The 18,171-nt window shown below is 68.7% G+C and carries 19 protein-coding genes; 10 read left to right on the top strand and 9 right to left on the bottom strand.

All coding sequences use genetic code 11. The features are described from left to right. Positions 1-5 precede the first annotated feature (5 nt). Both ACFVJ5_RS33325 and ACFVJ5_RS33320 read right to left on the bottom strand, forming a co-directional pair. Positions 6-815 carry an ABC transporter permease gene (locus ACFVJ5_RS33325; protein WP_379226357.1) on the bottom strand — a complete coding sequence of 270 codons (810 nt, stop codon included), beginning with the start codon at positions 813-815 and terminating at the stop codon, positions 6-8. Continuing rightward, positions 812-1,765: an ATP-binding cassette domain-containing protein gene (locus ACFVJ5_RS33320; RefSeq protein ID WP_379226355.1), complete on the bottom strand. Its 954-nt coding sequence runs from the start codon at positions 1,763-1,765 to the stop codon at positions 812-814. Before ACFVJ5_RS33320 ends, ACFVJ5_RS33325 begins: the two co-directional genes overlap by 4 nt. A 93-nt stretch (positions 1,766-1,858) precedes the next feature. Here ACFVJ5_RS33320 and ACFVJ5_RS33315 point away from each other — a divergent pair, with 93 nt between their 5' ends. After that, positions 1,859-2,536, top strand: coding sequence for a TetR/AcrR family transcriptional regulator (locus ACFVJ5_RS33315; RefSeq protein WP_379226353.1), 678 nt, complete (start codon positions 1,859-1,861; stop codon positions 2,534-2,536). Between the two features lie 18 nt (positions 2,537-2,554). Here the strand turns inward: ACFVJ5_RS33315 and ACFVJ5_RS33310 are convergent, their stop codons facing one another. From ACFVJ5_RS33310 to ACFVJ5_RS33300, 3 genes are read right to left on the bottom strand one after another with little or no spacing between them, the layout of a single operon-like run. Continuing rightward, positions 2,555-3,052 carry a nitroreductase/quinone reductase family protein gene (locus tag ACFVJ5_RS33310; protein WP_379226351.1) on the bottom strand — a complete coding sequence of 166 codons (498 nt, stop codon included), beginning with the start codon at positions 3,050-3,052 and terminating at the stop codon, positions 2,555-2,557. Positions 3,053-3,103: 51 nt separating this feature from the next. After that, on the bottom strand, positions 3,104-3,490 hold the full coding sequence (locus ACFVJ5_RS33305) for a hypothetical protein (RefSeq protein ID WP_379226349.1): 387 nt from the start codon (positions 3,488-3,490) through the stop codon (positions 3,104-3,106). Between the two features lie 20 nt (positions 3,491-3,510). Then, positions 3,511-4,227 carry an NUDIX domain-containing protein gene (locus ACFVJ5_RS33300; protein ID WP_379226347.1) on the bottom strand — a complete coding sequence of 239 codons (717 nt, stop codon included), beginning with the start codon at positions 4,225-4,227 and terminating at the stop codon, positions 3,511-3,513. Between the two features lie 78 nt (positions 4,228-4,305). Between ACFVJ5_RS33300 and nadA the strand changes: the two genes are divergently transcribed. The 3 genes from nadA (at position 4,306) to nadC (ending at position 7,996) form a co-directional block, all read left to right on the top strand. After that, positions 4,306-5,346 (top strand): quinolinate synthase NadA, encoded by a 1,041-nt coding sequence (gene nadA / locus ACFVJ5_RS33295; RefSeq protein ID WP_379226345.1) that lies wholly within the window; start codon positions 4,306-4,308, stop codon positions 5,344-5,346. Positions 5,347-5,377: 31 nt separating this feature from the next. Continuing rightward, positions 5,378-6,991 (top strand): L-aspartate oxidase, encoded by a 1,614-nt coding sequence (locus ACFVJ5_RS33290; RefSeq protein WP_379226343.1) that lies wholly within the window; start codon positions 5,378-5,380, stop codon positions 6,989-6,991. Positions 6,992-7,135: 144 nt separating this feature from the next. Next, on the top strand, positions 7,136-7,996 hold the full coding sequence (gene nadC, locus ACFVJ5_RS33285) for a carboxylating nicotinate-nucleotide diphosphorylase (RefSeq protein ID WP_379226341.1): 861 nt from the start codon (positions 7,136-7,138) through the stop codon (positions 7,994-7,996). Between the two features lie 57 nt (positions 7,997-8,053). Here the strand turns inward: nadC and ACFVJ5_RS33280 are convergent, their stop codons facing one another. Further along, positions 8,054-8,266, bottom strand: coding sequence for a hypothetical protein (locus tag ACFVJ5_RS33280; RefSeq protein ID WP_379226339.1), 213 nt, complete (start codon positions 8,264-8,266; stop codon positions 8,054-8,056). A gap of 225 nt (positions 8,267-8,491) precedes the next feature. On the opposite strand from ACFVJ5_RS33280, the gene ACFVJ5_RS33275 reads away from it, so the two are divergent. Beyond that, positions 8,492-9,217: an SDR family NAD(P)-dependent oxidoreductase gene (locus ACFVJ5_RS33275; RefSeq protein WP_379226337.1), complete on the top strand. Its 726-nt coding sequence runs from the start codon at positions 8,492-8,494 to the stop codon at positions 9,215-9,217. A gap of 56 nt (positions 9,218-9,273) precedes the next feature. Here ACFVJ5_RS33275 and ACFVJ5_RS33270 read toward each other — a convergent pair whose 3' ends face one another. The 3 genes from ACFVJ5_RS33270 to ACFVJ5_RS33260 form a co-directional block, all read right to left on the bottom strand. Then, complete coding sequence (locus tag ACFVJ5_RS33270; protein ID WP_379226335.1) at positions 9,274-10,452, bottom strand: winged helix DNA-binding domain-containing protein; 1,179 nt, start codon at positions 10,450-10,452, stop codon at positions 9,274-9,276. A gap of 74 nt (positions 10,453-10,526) precedes the next feature. Next, positions 10,527-11,078 carry a hypothetical protein gene (locus tag ACFVJ5_RS33265; protein ID WP_379226333.1) on the bottom strand — a complete coding sequence of 184 codons (552 nt, stop codon included), beginning with the start codon at positions 11,076-11,078 and terminating at the stop codon, positions 10,527-10,529. Positions 11,079-11,126: 48 nt separating this feature from the next. Continuing rightward, positions 11,127-11,459, bottom strand: a complete 333-nt coding sequence (locus ACFVJ5_RS33260) for an ArsR/SmtB family transcription factor (RefSeq protein WP_379226331.1) — start codon at positions 11,457-11,459, stop codon at positions 11,127-11,129. 98 nt (positions 11,460-11,557) lie between these two features. Here ACFVJ5_RS33260 and ACFVJ5_RS33255 point away from each other — a divergent pair, with 98 nt between their 5' ends. From ACFVJ5_RS33255 to ACFVJ5_RS33235, 5 genes are all read left to right on the top strand, one after another. Further along, positions 11,558-12,766, top strand: a complete 1,209-nt coding sequence (locus ACFVJ5_RS33255; RefSeq protein WP_379226329.1) for an MFS transporter — start codon at positions 11,558-11,560, stop codon at positions 12,764-12,766. Positions 12,767-12,853: 87 nt separating this feature from the next. Further along, positions 12,854-15,019, top strand: coding sequence for a TRAP transporter permease (locus tag ACFVJ5_RS33250; RefSeq protein ID WP_379226327.1), 2,166 nt, complete (start codon positions 12,854-12,856; stop codon positions 15,017-15,019). Between the two features lie 47 nt (positions 15,020-15,066). Beyond that, complete coding sequence (locus tag ACFVJ5_RS33245) at positions 15,067-16,047, top strand: TAXI family TRAP transporter solute-binding subunit (protein WP_379226325.1); 981 nt, start codon at positions 15,067-15,069, stop codon at positions 16,045-16,047. Between the two features lie 147 nt (positions 16,048-16,194). Continuing rightward, on the top strand, positions 16,195-17,187 hold the full coding sequence (locus tag ACFVJ5_RS33240) for an alpha/beta hydrolase family protein (protein ID WP_379226323.1): 993 nt from the start codon (positions 16,195-16,197) through the stop codon (positions 17,185-17,187). 67 nt (positions 17,188-17,254) lie between these two features. Then, positions 17,255-18,115 (top strand): arylamine N-acetyltransferase, encoded by an 861-nt coding sequence (locus ACFVJ5_RS33235; protein ID WP_379226321.1) that lies wholly within the window; start codon positions 17,255-17,257, stop codon positions 18,113-18,115. The last annotated feature ends 56 nt before the right edge of the window (positions 18,116-18,171 follow it).

Genomic DNA, 18,171 nt, shown 5'->3' with positions numbered 1-18,171 from the left:
ACCCGTCAGGAATCGTTGGCATACCGGCGAATCGCGATCGGGACCGCGAGCGCGAACAGTGCGACCATCCAGGCGGTCGCCGCCGCGACGGGATGCTGCATCGGCCAGGCACTACCGGCCGGGGCCGGCAGGTCGGCGCCGAGCAGTTCGCGCAGCGCGGCCACGAGGCTGCTGACCGGATTCCACTCGGCGATCACCGCGATCACCGTCGGCATCGACGAGGTCGGTACGAACACATTCGAGAACATCAACGTGCCGAAGATCAACGGCGCGGTCTGTTGCAGCATCTGCTCGTCGCGGACCGCCGCGCCGAGCGCGATGCCGAGCCAGGACAGCGCGCAACGGAACGCGAGCAGCAGCGCGATCGCCACCACGATCTCGCTCGGCGTCGCGTCGATTCGCCAGCCCATCAGGTAGCCGGCTCCCGCCATGAGTGCGAGCGCGAGGATGCCGACGACGGTCTCGGCCAGCGCGTACCCCGCCGGTGCCGCCGCCGCCGACAGAGGTAGTGCGCGGATCCGGTCGGTGAAACCGCTGTGCAGGTCGGCATTCGAGGTCATCGCGGTCGACGTCAGACCCATGGCCGCGACCAGGACGAGCACCCCCGGCACGAGGTAGGAACGGTATGCGCTCGCATCGCCGCCGCTCGCCAGCGCGCCGCCGAAGACGAAGCCGAACAGCAGCATCATGCCCAAGGGCGCGGCCAGCGTGATCGCGAACAGACCAGGGGAATTGCGGTAGTTCGTCAGTACTCGCCGGAACAGCACCCACGCGCCCGTGAACAGCGACACCGCACGGGTGTCGACGGCGCTCATGCCGTGACCCGATCGCGACCGGTGAGCGCGAGGAACGCGTCGTCGAGAGTGGTGACGCGGGCACCGATGTCGCGGACGGCGATGCCCGCGCCGTCGAGCGCGCGCAGGACCGGCAGCAGGCCGGGAGCTTCGCCGGAGAAGGTGAACGACAATCCGATCGGCGAATGCTGGTGGTCCGGTGGGGGATCCGTCGGTGAGCCGCCGAATCCATCGAGCACCGACAGCACCTCGTGGTAGCGGTGCGGATCTTCGATGACGACGTCGAGCCCGGCGGGGACGGTCGCCAGAATCTGTTCCGGTGTGCCTGCCGCGATCACTCGTCCCGCTTGCAGGATGGTGATGGCGTCGGCCAAGCGCTGCGCCTCGTCGAGATACTGGGTGGTGAGCAGCACGGTGGTGCCTTCGGCGACGAAATCTCGGACGTAGCCGTAGATCTCGTTGCGGCTGTGTGGGTCGAGCCCGGTCGTCGGCTCGTCGAGGAACAGGACGGCGGGGCGCACGATCATGCCCGCGATGATGTCGAGCCTGCGGCGCATGCCGCCGGAATAGGTCCTGACCACGCGATCGGCAGCCTCGGCCAGTTCGAATCGGTCGAGCAGTTCGTTCGAGTGCTTGCGAGCCGCAGCGGCGTGGAAGCCGTTGAGGCGGGCCAGCATCACGAGATTCTGGCGTCCCGTCAGACGTGGGTCGACCGCGTGGAACTGCCCCACCAAGCCCAGTTGCCGCTTCGCGTCGTCGGTCTGGCGGACGGTATCGAATCCTCGAATCGCGGCGCGGCCCGAGGTGGGGCACGCCAGGGTTGCCAGCATGCGCACGGTGGTGGTCTTGCCCGAGCCGTTCGGGCCAAGTAGCGCGTGTACCTGGCCGGGTGGCACCCGCAGGTCTACGGCGTCGACCACGGTGTTCTTGCCGTAGGTCTTGGTCAGTGCGGCCGATTCGATGGCATGCACGGCGATCTCCCTTCATTGGGAACAGTGTTCGCAATGAGGATACGCATCTGCTAACAGTGTTCGCAACTATTGATCTGCGGCATGCTGACAGGTATGACGAAGACCGGAGCCTCGTTGTGGTCGCGTGGCGCGGCGCCACGGCCGGGACCGCGCCCGGCGTACACGCTCGATCAACTCGCCGAGGCCTGTGTGCGGCGGGCCGACGCGGGCGGACTGCGCGCGGTCTCGATGCGCGGCGTGGCCGACGAACTCGGCACCGCCGCCGCGTCGTTGTATCGCTACGTCGACGGCAAGGATGACCTGATCGCGCTCATGGTCGACCGTGTCGCCGGCGAGTACGACTACCCGGAACCGACCGGCGATGTGCGCACCGATGTGCTCGCGCTCGCCGAACAGTCCCGCACGCTGCACCGCCGACACCCCTGGCTGGTGCAGGCCGAACCTGCTGTCATGGGACCGAACTCGGTGCGCTACCTCGATCGGATGGTCGGCGCTCTCGCCCCTGCCGGGCTCGACGCGGGCGCGACCATGATGGGCGTGGCGATGCTGTCGGGCTGGGGTGCGAATTTTGCGGCGCAGGAAGCGGCGGGGCTGTCGACCGGCGGCCTCGGCGCCGATCTCGCGTCCACGACCGGCGATCTGGCCGGTGACTACCCGAACCTGATCGCGCTGTTCGGGACGGCGTCGGCCGGCGGGGGACCGCGTGACAACGACTCGGTGTTCGCCGCGGGTATCGACGCGCTGCTGCTCGGAATTCTGCCCCGCACCTGAGGGCGTGCCGCGTGCTGTCTACTCCGGGGAGGTGGTCCGGGTCAGCACCACCAGCGGTAGCGGCTTGTCGACCTTGGCCTGATATTCGGCCAGCAAGGAGTTCTCCGCAAGTGCCCATGCCGCGAACTCGTCGTACCGCTCGCCGGTGAGCACGTCGGCCGTCGCCGCGAACTTCTCGCCGCCCAGTTCGATCGTGACCCGGGGGTCGGCCTTGGCGTTGTGATACCAGGCCGGATACCGATCCTCGATGAACGAGCTCACGTACATCAGGTCGCCGCGATACAGCGCACCGAGCGGAACCACATGCGGCTTACCGCTTTTGGCGCCTGTGGTCGTCAGCAACAGCAGGGTGGCGCCCGCGTAGTCGCCCCCGACCCGACCCTGGTTCTCGCGGAACTCCGTGATGACCCCGTCGTTCCAGCCTGCCATCTCCTCCTCGGAGAACTCCTTGTTCCAGGGAGCATCCGGATCGTCGTAGGAGGTGGTCTGCTTCGCGTCCGTCGCGTCGTTGTCCATGTCCGCAGTGTGACACCGGCCACCGACAACTTCCGGGACCGACTGTCACCGCTACGTGGTCTGCACGGTGATCCGGTAGCCGAGGGTGAGTCCTTTGCCGATGTGCGCGGCTCCGCCCAGATGCAGCCATCGGTCGGTGCCGCCGCGCGGATCGGCCAGGTAGGCGCCGCGCACGTATTCGACGCCGGAGGGAAACCCACCGGCGGCGGAGGACGAGGTGCTCATGACATAGGCCTCGGCCCACACCTGGGGTTCGGGCCCGTCGTGCGGCAGGGGCGCAACGTGCGGGACGAACGCGCCGAACTCGTCGGCCGGTGCTCGATGGGACTGGAAGAACCGGCCTGTCATCGCGAGGCGCACGATTCCGGTGTAGACGGTGCACGCCGGCGTCAACCGCAACGGCGGGGCGGGCTGGATATCGCACTGCGATTCGCTCATAGGTGCAGTGTGCACTTCGGTCAGGTCGGGGGACGGAGGGCGGCGAACTCGTCGGTTACTCGCAGGCCGGAGTCGGTGAAGCGGTAGAGCGCCGCGGGGCGGCCGCCTGCCCGGCCGGACGGTGCCGTGTCGCCGGTGGGGGTGATCACCTTGCGGCGGGTGAGGACTCGCTGGAGGTTGGTGGTGTCCACGTCGTAGCCGAGTGCGGCGCAATAGATTTCGCGCAGGGTCGACATGGTGAAAGTGTCGGGGGCCAGGGCGTAGGCGATGTTGGTGTAGGAGAGTTTGGCGGCCAGACGCGTACGGGCGTGGTCGACGACGGTGCGATGGTCGAAGGACATGTCGGGCAGATTCGAGACCGGGTGCCAGGTGGTGTCGGGCGGGAGTTCGGGTTCGGTGGTGAGGGGAACCAGGCCCAGGTAGGCCGAGGCGATGCGGCGCGGGGCGGGGACCCGGTCGGGATTGCTGAACACCGACACCTGCTCGAGGTGGTGGAGATCGCGCACGTCGACCTTCTCGGCGAGCTGGCGCCGGGCGGAGGTGTCGAGGTCTTCGTCGTCGCGCAGGCGGCCGCCGGGTAGCGACCACGTGCCTTTCTGCGGATCGAGCGCGCGTTCCCACAGCAGAACCGCCAACTCCGGGTGCTTGGCTCCTCTACCTGCGGAAATGCTCGAAGGGAAGCGGCGAACCTGGAACACCGCGGTGAGCGATTCGTGGATGGTGTTACTATGGGGCACGTTTTCGATTGTAAGTCGAAAACCTGGTTTGGTGCGAATCGCGGCGATGGAGCCGCTCGCACGATGAAGGGAGCCACCATGGCGACGACGACTGCACAGCGGACGCTGATGGATTCGGTCTTCGACGGACCCACCGGCTACGCGGGTGTCGAGGCGACGCCGGAATGGGCGCAGGAGGTGCGCCGCCTGGCGCGCGAACGCAATGCGACCATCCTCGCGCACAACTACCAGCTGCCCGAGATCCAGGACGTGGCCGACCACGTCGGCGACTCGCTGGCCCTGTCGCGCATCGCGGCCGAGGCCGAAGAGGGCACCATCGTGTTCTGCGGCGTGCACTTCATGGCGGAGACGGCCAAGATCCTCAGCCCGGCCAAGACCGTGCTCATCCCGGACCAGCGCGCAGGCTGCTCGCTGGCCGACTCGATCTCCGCCGACGAACTGCGCGCCTGGAAGGCCGAGCACCCCGACGCGATGGTGGTGTCGTATGTGAACACCACCGCCGAGGTGAAGGCGCTCACCGACATCTGCTGCACCTCCTCCAACGCCGTCGACGTGGTCGACTCGATCGACCCCGACCGCGAAGTGCTGTTCCTGCCGGACCAGTTCCTCGGCGCGCACGTCAAGCGTGAGACCGGGCGCGAGAACATGCACATCTGGGCGGGCGAGTGCCACGTGCACGCCGGCATCAACGGCGACGAGCTCACCGAACAGGCCCGCACCCACCCCGATGCCGAGCTGTTCGTGCACCCGGAGTGCGGTTGCGCCACCTCGGCGCTGTACCTGGCCGGCGAGGGCGCGTTCCCGGCCGAGCGAGTGCACATCCTGTCGACCGGCGGGATGATCGACGCGGCGAAGGCATCGCACTCCAACCAGGTGCTGGTGGCGACCGAGATCGGCATGCTGCACCAGCTGCGCAAGGCGGCCCCCGGGATCGACTTCCAGGCCGTCAACGATCGCGCGTCCTGCAAGTACATGAAGATGATCACTCCGGCCGCGCTGCTGCGCTGCCTCGTCGAGGGTGCCGACGAGGTGCACGTCGACCTGGCGATGGCCGAGGCCGGTCGCGCCTCGGTGCAGCGGATGATCGCCATCGGCAACTCCGGCGGCGGTGGCGAGTGACCGGCACAGTGCGGCCGAGTCGGTAACGACCATGACGGTTCCTGTTTCCTGGGAGGCCGAGGTCGACCTGGTCGTCATCGGCGGTGGCGTCGCCGGGCTCACGGCGGCACGCACGGCCTCGTTGCGCGGGCTGCGGGTGCTCATCCTGAGCAAGGGCGGTCCGACCGACACGTCGACCCAGTACGCGCAAGGCGGCATCGCGGTCGTCGCACCGCTCGGTGATTCGGTCGACTCGCACGTGCTCGACACGGTCGAGGCCGGTGCCGGGTTGTGCGAGGTCGACGCGGTGCGTTCGATCGTCGAGGGTGGCCAGGCCGCGGTCGCGGCGCTGACCGACCTCGGCGCGGTGTTCGACCTCGGTCGTGACGGGCAGATCTCGCGCACCCGCGAGGGCGGCCACAGCACGCGTCGCATCATCCACGCCGGTGGGGACGCGACCGGCGCCGAGGTACAGCGCGCGCTCAACGCGGCGGGATTGCCGGTGCTGTTCGGTGCCGCCGCGTTGCGCGTGGTGACCGGTGCCGAGGGCGTACAGGGTGTGATCGCGGTGTCGGACAACGGGTTCGGCGTCGTGCATACGCCCGCTGTGCTGCTGGCGACCGGTGGTCTGGGGCAGCTCTACGCGCTGAGCACGAATCCGCCGGGGGCGACCGGTGACGGTGTGGCGCTGGCGTTGTGGGCCGGGGCCGCCGTGGCCGATCTCGAATTCGTGCAGTTCCATCCGACGGTGCTGTACACGCCCGGCGGGGTGGGCAGGCGACCGCTGATCAGCGAGGCGGTGCGTGGCGAGGGCGCGATACTCGTTGATTCCCAGGGGAACTCGGTGACGGCTGGGCACCCGCGTGGTGACCTGGCGCCTCGTGACGTGGTGTCGCGGGCGATCGCCGAGCGGATGCGGGCGCTCGGCTCCGACCATGTCTTCCTCGACGCCCGCGCCATCGAAGGGTTCGCCCAGCGGTTCCCGACGATCACCGCCTCGTGCCTGGCCGCCGGGATCGACCCTGTGGCGCAACTGATTCCGGTCGCGCCTGCCGCGCACTATCAGTGCGGTGGCGTTCTCACCGATACGCACGGGCGCACCGGTGTCGCCGGGCTCTACGCGGCGGGCGAGGTCGCCAGGACCGGGCTGCACGGCGCCAACCGGTTGGCCTCCAACAGCTTGCTCGAAGGGCTCGTGGTGGGTGAGCGCGCCGGTGTGGCGGCGGCCGAGCGGGTCGGGGTTCGCGCTCGGGTCGAGGAGATCTCCTCGTGGACAGTGGAATTCGCCGACCGTTCGGTGGTGCAGCAGGCGATGACCGCGCATGCCTCCGTGGTGCGTGACGGCGACGGCCTCGCGCGGGCGCGCAGGCGGATCGACGGGGCGGTGTCGGCGGTGTCGTTGCTCGACTCGGCTACTGCTGATGCGCCGGCGGCGGCCCAGCATCTGCGGCGTATCGAGGATGCGTCGCTCACGGTGACCGCGCGTGCGCTGCTCGTCGCGGCGGCGGCGCGTACCGAGAGCCGAGGGTGCCACACGCGTGCGGAGTCGCCGGGCGCGGTCGAGGATCAGCGGCACAGTACGGCGATTCGGCTCTCGCCGGAGGGCACGTTCGCACTGTCCACCCTGCCCACGGAGTGCGGTGCGGTGCCCCTCGGCGTGCGATGACCAGTGACTTTCCGGCCGAGATCGCTCGTGCGGGCGGGTCGCATCCGGAAATCGCAGTCGGACAAGCAATATCGGTGGAGTGGTGACCCGCTCCGCCGTATCGACCCAGGCGCACTGTGCGCCCGAGATATTAGGAGTGCGGTGATGGCACTGGACGCCACTCTGGACCGTGATGAGCTGCTGACGCTGATCCGTAACGCCCTCGACGAGGACCTGCGCTACGGGCCCGACGTCACCACGATCGCCACCGTTGCCGAAGACGCGGTGAGCAAAGCCTCGGTCGTCTCGCGCCAGCACGGCACCGTCGCGGGCCTGGACATCGGGCTGCTCGTGCTCGACGAGGTCCTCGGCGCGGGCACCTACGAGATCACCGCGCGGGTCGCCGACGGCACCCGGGTGGAGCCGGGCACCTCGGTGCTGAGCGTCGTCGCCCCCACCCGCGGCCTGCTCACCGCCGAACGAACCATGCTCAACCTGGTGTGCCACCTGTCCGGCATCGCCACCGCCACCGCCGACTGGGTCGACGCGGTCGACGGCACCGAGTGCAAGATCCGCGACAGCCGCAAGACGCTGCCCGGCCTGCGCGCCCTGCAGAAGTACGCGGTCCGGGTCGGCGGCGGCGTCAACCACCGCATGGGGCTCGGCGATGCCGCCCTCATCAAGGACAACCACGTGGTGGCCGCCGGTTCGGTCGTCAACGCCCTGCGCGCGGTCCGCGCATTGGCACCGGACATCGCCTGCGAGGTCGAGGTCGACAGCCTCGAACAACTCGACGCTGTCCTCGCCGAAAACGTCGAACTCGTCCTGCTGGACAACTTCCCCCTCTGGCAGACCCAGGCCGCCGTCCAGCGCCGCGATGCTGCGGCCCCCGCGACGAAACTCGAGTCCTCCGGCGGACTGTCACTCGACCGAGCCGCCGAATACGCGGGCACCGGCGTCGACTACCTCGCCATCGGCGCCCTCACCCACTCGGTCCGCGTACTCGACCTCGGCCTGGACATGTGAGGTCGCGTCGAACCGCCGACGATCAAGACGTGCTGATCGACGTCGCCGACCGATAGCTCAGGTCTGTGCCCAGGGGCTGCGGTCGGCGGCGGCATGCCACCACGCCGGTGGTGACGGGTATGTGGGCTGCGCTTCCGGTTGGTCGGGGTGCAGACCCAGTGGGCGCAGGGCCTTGCTGCGGATGGCTATGCCGACGGCGCAGCCGATGCGGCCGTCGGAATGCCGGGCTCGCATGAGATCGATACGGATGTCGTCGGCGGAGAAGGGCATCCAGTCGATTCCACGGTCGCGCAGTCAACCGCGCAGGGCGCTGATCGGTCGCGGCGCGTCCTCGGTGGCCTCGTAGGTCATCAGCCGAATCCATTCGGGCTCTTCAGCATTCACCTGACCATTGTGACGAACTCTTCTGCGCAGGTGGTAGGTGCGCAATGTGGGGTGCGGATGGGATGGGGCTGCTGTGGCAGGGTGGGTGGTGTGGTTGAGGAGAGTCGTGGAGTGTTGGTAACCGGTGCTTCGCGGGGGATCGGGCGGGCGATCGCGGTGGCGTTCGCGGAGCAGGGGGATCGGGTCGCGGTGCATTATTCGTCGCGGCGCGCGGACGCGGCTGCGACGTTGGCGCAGTTGCCGGGTGTGGGGCATGTGTCGATCTGTGGTGATCTCGGGACCGCGGAGGGTGCGGCGTCGGTGGTCGATGCGGCGATCGAGAGCCTCGGGACGGTGCATGTGCTGGTGAACAATGCGGCGGTGAACATCGCGCATCCGCTGGCCGACACCAGTTATGAGGAATGGCAGCGGGCTTGGCGCCGAACGGTGGACGTGAATCTGCTCGGTACCGCGAACACGTCGTACTGTGCGGCCAGGCACATGATCGAGCGTGGAGTCGCCGGGCGCATCGTGAACATCGGTTCGCGTGGCGCTTTTCGCGGCGAACCGGATCACCCCGCCTATGGGGCGAGCAAGGCTGGGGTGCACGCACTCGCACAGTCCTTGGCGGTATCGCTGGCGCCACACGGTATTTCGGTTGCCGCAGTCGCGCCCGGGTTCGTCGCGACCGAACGTGTTGCCGAGCGGGTGACCGAGGCGGTCAAGGCACAGAGTCCGTTCGGCCGCGTCGGCACCCCCGAGGAGATCGCCGCGGCGGTGCGGTTCCTGGCATCGCCCGAGGCGACCTGGGCATCCGGGACCGTGCTCGACGTCAACGGTGCCTCGTATCTGCGCTGACCAGGGCCCGGCCCGTTCTGGTCGAATCGGCAAGATATTTCCGAATAGTTGTCGGTTCAGGCGGTGAGTTCGCGTTGTAGTGGGGTTCGGAAGCGGGGGATGGCTCGGATATCGCCGAACCAGATTGTGGTGCGGTCTATTTCGGCGTCGATCAGCTTCTGGGTGTCGGTGTCCACGTCTTCCAGGAGGCGGGTGACCACTTCGCCGTCGGGGCGTTGGGCCCAGCCGCCTACTATGCGGCCGTCGGCCCAGATGGAGGGGCCGATGTTGCCGTTGGTGTCGAAGAGGGCGGGGGCGTGGGGGCCGAGGAACCAGTCCCGGGATTGCCAGCCCATCGGGGTGGGGTCAAGGGCGGGGAGCAGGGCTGCCCAGGGTTCGGGGGTGGGGACGGGGGTGAGGTCGTCGGCGAGGATTATGCCGGCGGTGCCGTCGAGGTCTACTTCGACTGTGTCGAGTTCGGCCAGAGCTTTCCGGACTTCACCGAGGGTCCAGCCGGTCCACCATTTCAGGTCGGTGATCGGGGCCGGGCCGAAGGCGTGCAACCACTGGCGCACCAGTTCGACGCGAGCCTCGGCGGCGGACAGCGGTGAAAACCCCTGGGGTAGCCAGGTTTCCACGGGGGCCCAGGTGTACTGGCTGCTGGTCCAGCTGCCGTTCGGGCGGCCGCGCACGATTCGGCCCTCGGCGCCGAGCACCACCAGCACCCAGGTGGTGATGCTGGTCGGTTTGGAATAGGACTTTCCGGGGGCGGCGTCGATCTGGGTGCGCAGACGTGGCACGTCCTTGCTCAGCTGGACACCGGTTGCCGCGCCGCGGGTCAGCAGCGCCGCGTGGGTCTCGGCTTCGACGTCGGCCAGCCACGTCGAAATGTCACCGTCGATGACGCCCGCCTGCTCGATATAGCGACCGTACGTGCGGCGTTGTTTGTGGGCCAGCGCATCGCAGGTGGAGGCCTGCAGAACCGGTAGCAACTCGGTCGGCGCGACGAACATCGTGCGGCGCATGGCCAGCATGCGAAGCAGGGCCCGGTCGTCGTACAGCGCCTTCTCGACATCGGCGGGAGTGAGATCGACGCCTCGAGCACCGACCGACAGGTACACCGTCGCCGGATCGGTGGCGTGCAGAACCACCATCGAACGGGCGATGTCCACGGGGTCGGCCGAACGCGCCGACGGCGCGAGGCGATGCCTGGTGGCCAATCGGGCGCGACGCTGCGCGGTATCGATCGAGTGCATGAGCGGATCGTAGGCGGGGGTACCGACAATCGCGGCGCAAGCCCGGTGGGGTGGACGGTGATGGCCGAATCGGGCTACGTCGGCGGTGGTGCGTTGGTGAGACCGTCGAGGAACGCCGCGGCCTCGCGATGGGAGCCCAGCCGGACGAAGGTGAGATTGCGGAATGCCGGATCATTCTGTGCCGCAAGGTAGTTCGCCCGGTTCTTCGCATGGGTCGTCCAGGCCCACATGATCACCGATCGTGCCGGGTCGAGCGAGACCATCTCGCGCCAGCGCTCCCGATTGCCGTTCCACAGCTCACGCCCGGTCAGCGCCCGGCCCACCGTCCGGCCGACGATCTGACGCATGACCAGCGACCGGGGCAGATCGAACCAGGCCACCGTATCGGCGCGTCGCCACACCAGATCACCGAGTTTGCCTCGGTAGTTGCCGTCGACCACCCAGGCATCTCCGGCGATCCGCTCGGCGACCGCGGCCTGGAATTCGGGCGCGGCCATCGGTGTCCAGTTCGGCTGATGGTGGATCGCGTCGAGTTCGATGTGCGGGATGTCGAGCTGATGCGAGATCTGCCGGGCCAGCGTGCTCTTGCCCGACCCCGATGTCCCCATCACAACGATTCGTCGCATCACAGCCACCACGACATTATCCACGCCGCTTCGGCCTGGGTCGCGCGGTTATTCGAGGCGCCAGGCGCGGACGAGGTCGAGGAGACCGGGGAATCGGGCGTCGAGGTCGGCTACCCGGACCTGGCTGCGGCGTTCGAGCCCGTAGCGGTGCTGGCGGGTGATGCCTGCTTCGCGGAGGGCGCGGAAGTGGTGGGTGAGGGTCGACTTGGGGCGGTCGATGCCGAACCAGCCGCAGGGGCGGTCGAGGTCGGGGGATTCGGTGAGCAGCTTCCGCACGATGCCGAGACGGAGCGGATCGCTGAGCGCGCCGAGGACGATGTCGAGACGCAGGTCGGCGCGGGCGGGCTCGGGGAGTCGTTCGGCTTCGGTCGTTGCCTGCATCGGACACCTTCAGGTCGGGGGTTGTACGAATCTTATCGTACTGAGTATGTTCGACTTCTGTCGTACCAGTACGAGAATAATCGAACAAAGGAGTGGGCATGACGATCCAGGCAGCGGCGCCACCGGCGCGCGATGGGGCGATCTGGGTGGCGGCGTGGCCGGTGCTCGCGGTGTTCGTGCTCTCGAACGCGGCCACGCCGCTCTACGTCGTGTGGCAGCGGGAGATGGGATTCTCCTCGGGCACGCTCACCCTCGTCTTCGCCTGCTACATCGCGGGATTGCTCGGCGCGCTGACCGTCGCAGGCGTGGTCTCCGATCGGGTGGGGCGTAAGCCGGTGCTGCTGCCCGCGATCGTGGTGGCGATGGGGGCCTGTGTGCTGTTCGCCTGTGCCGGTTCGGTGCTCGTGCTCGCGCTCGCGCGATTGCTCACCGGCGTCGCGGTGGGCTGCGCGGTCTCGGCGGGGATGGCGGCGGTGACCGATATCGCGGGCCGGGAGCGGTCGGCGAGAGGCGCGTTGGCGGCTTCGGTGGCCATGGTGCTGGGTGCCGGACTGGGTCCGCTGCTGGCCGGGGTCTTGTCGGAGGCCGTACCCGGTGCGACGGTGACAGTGTTCGTGGTCGAAATCGTGCTACTGGCAGTGGCTTTCGTGGTGGTGCTGCGAATGGATCTGCCGAGCGGTGCGGGCGGGCGCGGTCCGTGGATCCGATTGCCCGCGGTCCCGGCGCGGGGCAGGACAGCGGTGCTGCTCGGGATTGTCGCCTTCGCCCCCGGCATCACGGCCACGTCCTTCGTTCTGTCGCTGGGCCCGTCGGTTCTCGGCATGCTCGGATCGGCGAATCGGGTCGTGGCGGGTGCGCTGGCCTTCGGGATGTTCCTGGCCGCGACGAGCATCCAATTCGCGGTGCGGCGAAAGAGCATTCGCGCGATCCTACTCGGCAGCTCGGTGGCGACGGCCGGGAGTGCGGTCGCGCTGATCGGCGCGGTCGCGACGGCGGCGGTGCCGGTGTTCGGCGTCGCCGCGGTGCTGGCCGGGATGGGACAGGGGCTCGGACAGCTCGGTGGTTTGACCGCGATCGGGTCGACGGTGCCGCCGGATCGGCTGGCCGAGGCCAATGCCGCGCAGAACGTGGGCGGTTATCTCCCCGCCGCGGTGTTGCCGCTGGCGACCGGTTTTCTCGGCGATGCGGCGGGGTTGGCCACGGCCACCACGGTATTCGCGATCGTCGTCGCGGCCGCCGCCCTCGCGGGCGCCACCTTCGCGCTGCGCCGGGGTGCGGAAGTGGATCGCGGGACGACACGGCGGTGAGCGAGGCCCGGGTAGTGTCCATTTTGTACAGACTGCACGGTTGTCGATTTCGTCACCGGTCGTGAATCTCGTTGCTATCGTCCGCTCATGAACGCAGCGCCACCGGTTGTCACTGCGGCTGAGCTGGGGGTGGACGACGAGGAGCGGCCCGCGCGGGTGCTCTCCGGATTCCCCGGTCGGCTGGTCGGTGTCGTCGCGCTCGGGCTCGCGCTGCTGTCGGTGTGGCAGGTGTTTCGGCCGTTGGCGCAGGGCAGTCAGTACTACCTGGTCATCTTTCTGGCTGTCGCGTTGCCGCTGGTGTACCTGAGCTATCGGTCGTGGTGGGGTCCACTCGATCGGGCCGACGGCCCGTCCGTGCTCGACTGGGTGCTGGCCGCGATCACCCTGGTGGTGTGTCTGTATCCGGTGCTGCCGATTCGGATCGGTGACGCGGGTGGGGGATACGACGCGTTTCTCGATCGGCAGGGGATGCTCGCGCCGCTCGATGTCGTGATGGGCGGGTTGCTGCTGGTGCTCGTGCTCGAGGCGTGCAGGCGCACCACCGGGGTGATCCTGCCGGTGGTGTGTCTGGTGTTCCTCGGGTACGGGTATTACGGCGGTCTGCTGCCGCAGGATTGGTCGATCGCGCACGCGGGACTCGACGTCGATCAGATCGTCGACGCGCTGTACAACTCCGGCAGCGGCTTCTACGGCACGCCCCTCGACGTCGCGGCCAGCTACATCGTGTTGTTCACGCTCTACGGGGCGGTGCTCGAATTCTCCGGTGCGGCAAGGTTCTTCGTCGATCTGTCGGTCTCATTGTTCCGTCGCTCGCACAGCGCGGCGGGGCGCACGGCCGTGGCGTCGGGATTTCTGCTCGGGACCGTCTCGGGATCGGGGACCGCGACCGCGGTGAGCACCGGTGCGGTGACCTGGCCGATTCTGCGTAAGGCCGGCTACCGGCCCGAACAGGCGGGCGGGATGCTCGCGGCGGCGGGTGTCGGTGCGATTCTGTCTCCGCCCACGCTGGGAGTCGCGGCATTCATCGTCGCCGAATATCTCGACGTGTCGTATGTGACGGTGCTGGGCTGGGCGCTGATCCCGACGCTGCTGTACTACCTGGGCATCCTGCTGTCGGTCGAGATCGACGCGCGCCGGATCCACGCCGACGGACGAGCGCCCGCGGATCCGGCCGACGGTCCACTGCCGACGCCGTGGTGGAAGCTGCTGGGCCGCTTCGGGTATCACTTCTCGTCGCTGATCGTGATCGTCGTGCTCCTGCTGGCAGGCGTGAGCGCGACCCGCGCGGTTGTCTACGCGACGGTGCTCGCGTTGCTGCTCGCGATCCCGGACCGGATGCTGCGCAGTGCCGCGGCGACCGAGGGGGCCTCGGCGGTGGTCATCGACCTCACGAAAACGCCCGCTGGACAGCGCGAGACGGAGTCGGCCGAGGGCGGCTCGGCGAGAGCGCAGGGGTATCGCTGGTCACGGAAGAGTGTGGGGCAGTTCGTGATCGAGGCCCTGCGCTCGCTGTCGTACGGAATGCGCTCGGCGCTGCCGGTGGTCGCGGTGTGTGCGGCGGCGGGTGTGATCACCGCGATGACCACCAAGACCGGCCTCGGTGCGCAACTGGCCGCGCTGCTGGTCAAGGCCGGCTCGGCGCTGTCCGACGATCCCGCCGTCGTGCTGGCGACCACCGCGGTGCTGGCGGCGATCGCGTTGTCGCTGCTCGGTCTGGCGGTCCCGGTGACGGCGTCGTTCGTCATCGGCTGGGTGATCATCGGGCCCGCGCTGCTCGACCTGCACGTCGCCGCACCCGCCGCCGCCATGTTCGTCTTCTACTTCTCGGTGCTCTCGGAGGTGACGCCGCCGACCGCGCTGGCCGCCGTCGGCGCGGCCGCGGTGACCGGTGCGAAGGCGATGCCGACGATGTGGCACGCCCTGCGGTACGCGCTGCCCGCGTTCCTGGTGCCGCTGATGTTCGTGCTCACCGATTCCGGGCAGCACCTGCTCGGCCGCGGTGCGGTGCTCGACGTGCTGTGGGTCAGCGCGGCCGCCTGCGTCGGCGTCGCGGCGCTGGCGGCGGCGACCGGCGGGTGGCTGTTCGGAATCGGCGCGATCGGCCCCATCCCGCGCGTCATCGCCGCCGCCGCGGGCCTGATCCTGCTGTACCCGCATCCGGTCGCCACCGGAATCGGGCTCGGGGTGCTGGTCGTCGCCGTGGCGGCGGGCCTTCTCGATCGGGCGAACAGAACATCCACGGACACACCGTGATCCGCGGGAATCGGCAGGCGGCCTTGCCGTCGACGGAAGGGGACCTCATGGTCAGAACAATTGTCGCCGTGGTCGCGGCCGCCGCGTTACTCACCGGCTGCGGTGGCCGGCAGGACACCCCGACCGCCGACGCGGGCGGCGAGGTGACCTGTGCGGTGAAGCAGGACACCAGGATCGGCATCGCCACCGGCAACGCGACCGGCGTGTACTTCGCGCTGGGCAACGCCTACGCCGAGCAGATCTCCGCCGCCACCGGCGGGACCGTGAAGGCCACCGCGGCCGAGACCGGCGCGTCCGTGCAGAACATCCAGCAGGTGGTCGGCGGCACCTACCAGGTCGGCTTCTCGCTCGCCGACTCGGCGGCCGACGCGGTCGCGGGCACGGGCAGCTTCACCAGCGCGCAGCCGATCCGCGCACTGGCCCGGCTCTACGACAACTACACCCAGGTCATCGTGCGCACCGACGCCGGCATCAACTCCCTCGCCGACTTGCGCGGCAAACGGGTCTCCACCGGCTCGCCCAAATCGGGTACCGAGGTGATCGCCCAGCGCGTGCTGCAAGCCGCGGGACTCGATCCCGACAGCGACGTCGCCGCTCAGCGCCTCGACCTGACCAAGACCGTCGACGGCCTCAAGGACGGCTCCATCGACGCGATGTTCTGGTCCGGCGGCCTGCCGACGCCGGGCATCACCGACCTGTTCACCACCGCCAAGGACAAAGTCCGCTTCCTCGACATCACCGGCGTGCTACCGAAGCTGAAGGAGATCAACCCGGTCTACGAGACGGGCTCGATCCCGGCCGCCACCTACGGGCTGCCCGCCGACGCGCCGACCATCGTGGTGCCCAACCTGCTCGTGGTGCGCGACGACCTCGACGCGAATCTGGCCTGCGTGCTCACCGAGACGTTGCTGGATCGCAAACCCCAACTGGAACAGGCGAATCCGGCCGCCAAGGGAATCAACGCCGACACTGCGAGCAAGACGGCGCCGGTGCTGTTGCATCGCGGGTCGGAGGTCGCACTGCGCTGACGTCACCTCGAACGGATCCACGCCGACACGTGGGTTCCGGCGGTCCTCGCAACCCCTACTCGGTGGGCTGCGGGGACCGTGCCATGTCGGCGAGGAACGCGCGACGATGTGCTGGACCCCCGTCCACCCGTGGCGGACAATCGCGACATGAAGCGGGTCGGGGTCGTCGTGGCGGTGTGCGCGCTGCTGGTCGCCATATCGGCCGCGGTCGGACCCGCCCTGCACGGTCAACCGCCGTGCGCGCCGGGCGTCGACCTGCGACAGGTCGCGATCACCGTGGACGGCGAGCGTGCGACCGGGCGGGTGTACGAGCCGTATCGCTGTGTTCCCGGCGATATCCCGGCCGCGAAGCTGGTGGTCGCGGTGCACGGGCACGGAGGGTCGTCGGCCGATTTCGCCCCGTATATGTCCGCGCTCGCGCGCACGGGCGGGTCGCCGATTCTGCTCATGGATCTGCGCAGCGCCGACGGACCGTGGCGCACCGGCGACTGGAATCTGTGGGCGGGCTGGCACGACCTGGTGGCGGCCACACAGTGGTATCGCGGCGAGCATCCCGCTATCGCGTCCACCGTCCTGTGGGGGTGGAGTCAGGGCGGCATCACCAGCGGGCTCGCGGTGGCACACGGTCCGCCCGGGCTGTTCGACTACTGGGTCGACAACTACGGCCCCTCCGACGATTTCACGATGTGGGCGGCCGGCGGCTCGGTGGATCCCGCACTGCCACGCCAGATCGAACGCGACGCGGGCAGCTGCACGCCGATGATCTGCCCGCTCGCCTACATCGAGCGTTCGCCCGCGCTGCTCGCCGACCGGCTGACCATGCGCAGGGCCTTCCTGATCCACGGCACCGCTGATGCCATCGTGCCCTTCGCGACCAGTGTGGAGTTGCGCGCGGCGCTGACCGCGGCGGGCAAACCGTTCTCCTTCTACACGGTGGTCAGCGGGCGTGACCTGACCGGCGCGATCGTGCCCGGTGATCACTCTGTCGGCCCCGCGCTGTTCGAAGGTGGGTGCGTGGTGTTGCGGCTGCTCGCGGGGACCGAACCGCTCGCGCCCCAGGTCAGCGACTATATCGTCGATGTCGAGCACGGCTCGGTCACCGCGCCGGCGGCGCCGCCGGGCGCGAAGTGCGCGGCCTGAGCCGCCCGGGAACAACGTTCGCCGAACCGAGGTTGTGCGAGAGGACACCGACCGGAACGAGGATGCGATGACCGACGTAGTGCCCGACGATCACGGCTGGCGCGGTGCCGAGCTCGATCTGGACGCCTATCTGTCCAGGATCGGCTACGACGGGCCACGCACCGCGTCGGTCGACATCTTGCGCGCCCTGGTGCGCGCCCACACGACCACCATCCCGTTCGAGAATCTGGAGATCATCCTCGGACGCGGTATCCCGCTGGATCTGAATTCCCTGCAGGACAAACTGATCCGTAGCAGTCGTGGCGGCTATTGCTACGAGAATGTCGGGATCTTCGCCGCCGCGCTCGAACGGTTCGGGTTCGGTGTCGCGGGGCTCAGCGGTCGGGTCACCTACGGTGTGGCCGATACCGGCGCCCTGCGGCCCGCGACCCATGCCCTGCTGCGCGTGACCACGCCCGACGACGATCGTGTCTGGATCTGCGATGTCGGTTTCGGGTTCGGTCCCCTGGAGCCGTTCGAACTGGTCGACAGCAGAGGCGAATTCGCGCTCGGCGACTGGCGCTACCGGCTGGAACGCCGGGCCGGTGATCTGTGGGTGCTGTTCCAGTTCAGCCGCGACGGCTGGATCGACCGCTACACCTTCACCGAGAACCCGCAGTTCCGCATCGACTACGCGGTCGGCAACCACTTCGTGTCGACCTCGCCACGTTCGCCGTTCACCACGCGACCGTTCCTCCAGCGATTCCTGCCCGACGTCCACCACGTGCTCGACGACTTGACGCTGAGCTCGGAATACCCCGACGGCACTGCCACTTCGCGTGATCTCGATCCCACCGAGCTGCCCAAGGTACTGGCGGAGGTGTTCGACATCGACCTCGACGAAACCGACGCCGCCACCCTGACGACCACGCCCTGGCGAACCGGATAACACCCTCCCCGCACGGCACGGCGGTTTGCTTCCTGGATGGCGCTACGGCAAATTGA

Origin of the sequence: Nocardia sp. NPDC127606 (assembly GCF_042671725.1) — a bacterium.
GTDB lineage: Bacteria > Actinomycetota > Actinomycetes > Mycobacteriales > Mycobacteriaceae > Nocardia.
This window is presented reverse-complemented; position numbering and strand designations above follow the sequence as displayed.

Bases quoted from the DNA above. Each gene is read 5' to 3' on its own strand.
- ACFVJ5_RS33325 (WP_379226357.1), bottom strand. From the start codon at position 815: ATGAGCGCCGTCGACACCCGTGCGGTGTCGCTGTTCACGGGCGCGTGG.
- ACFVJ5_RS33315 (WP_379226353.1), top strand. From the start codon at position 1,859: ATGACGAAGACCGGAGCCTCGTTGTGGTCGCGTGGCGCGGCGCCACGG.
- ACFVJ5_RS33310 (WP_379226351.1), bottom strand. From the start codon at position 3,052: ATGGACAACGACGCGACGGACGCGAAGCAGACCACCTCCTACGACGAT.
- ACFVJ5_RS33305 (WP_379226349.1), bottom strand. From the start codon at position 3,490: ATGAGCGAATCGCAGTGCGATATCCAGCCCGCCCCGCCGTTGCGGTTG.
- nadA (WP_379226345.1), top strand. From the start codon at position 4,306: ATGGCGACGACGACTGCACAGCGGACGCTGATGGATTCGGTCTTCGAC.
- ACFVJ5_RS33290 (WP_379226343.1), top strand. From the start codon at position 5,378: ATGACGGTTCCTGTTTCCTGGGAGGCCGAGGTCGACCTGGTCGTCATC.
- nadC (WP_379226341.1), top strand. From the start codon at position 7,136: ATGGCACTGGACGCCACTCTGGACCGTGATGAGCTGCTGACGCTGATC.
- ACFVJ5_RS33280 (WP_379226339.1), bottom strand. From the start codon at position 8,266: ATGCCCTTCTCCGCCGACGACATCCGTATCGATCTCATGCGAGCCCGG.
- ACFVJ5_RS33270 (WP_379226335.1), bottom strand. From the start codon at position 10,452: ATGCACTCGATCGATACCGCGCAGCGTCGCGCCCGATTGGCCACCAGG.
- ACFVJ5_RS33265 (WP_379226333.1), bottom strand. From the start codon at position 11,078: ATGCGACGAATCGTTGTGATGGGGACATCGGGGTCGGGCAAGAGCACG.
- ACFVJ5_RS33260 (WP_379226331.1), bottom strand. From the start codon at position 11,459: ATGCAGGCAACGACCGAAGCCGAACGACTCCCCGAGCCCGCCCGCGCC.
- ACFVJ5_RS33255 (WP_379226329.1), top strand. From the start codon at position 11,558: ATGACGATCCAGGCAGCGGCGCCACCGGCGCGCGATGGGGCGATCTGG.
- ACFVJ5_RS33250 (WP_379226327.1), top strand. From the start codon at position 12,854: ATGAACGCAGCGCCACCGGTTGTCACTGCGGCTGAGCTGGGGGTGGAC.
- ACFVJ5_RS33245 (WP_379226325.1), top strand. From the start codon at position 15,067: ATGGTCAGAACAATTGTCGCCGTGGTCGCGGCCGCCGCGTTACTCACC.
- ACFVJ5_RS33240 (WP_379226323.1), top strand. From the start codon at position 16,195: ATGAAGCGGGTCGGGGTCGTCGTGGCGGTGTGCGCGCTGCTGGTCGCC.
- ACFVJ5_RS33235 (WP_379226321.1), top strand. From the start codon at position 17,255: ATGACCGACGTAGTGCCCGACGATCACGGCTGGCGCGGTGCCGAGCTC.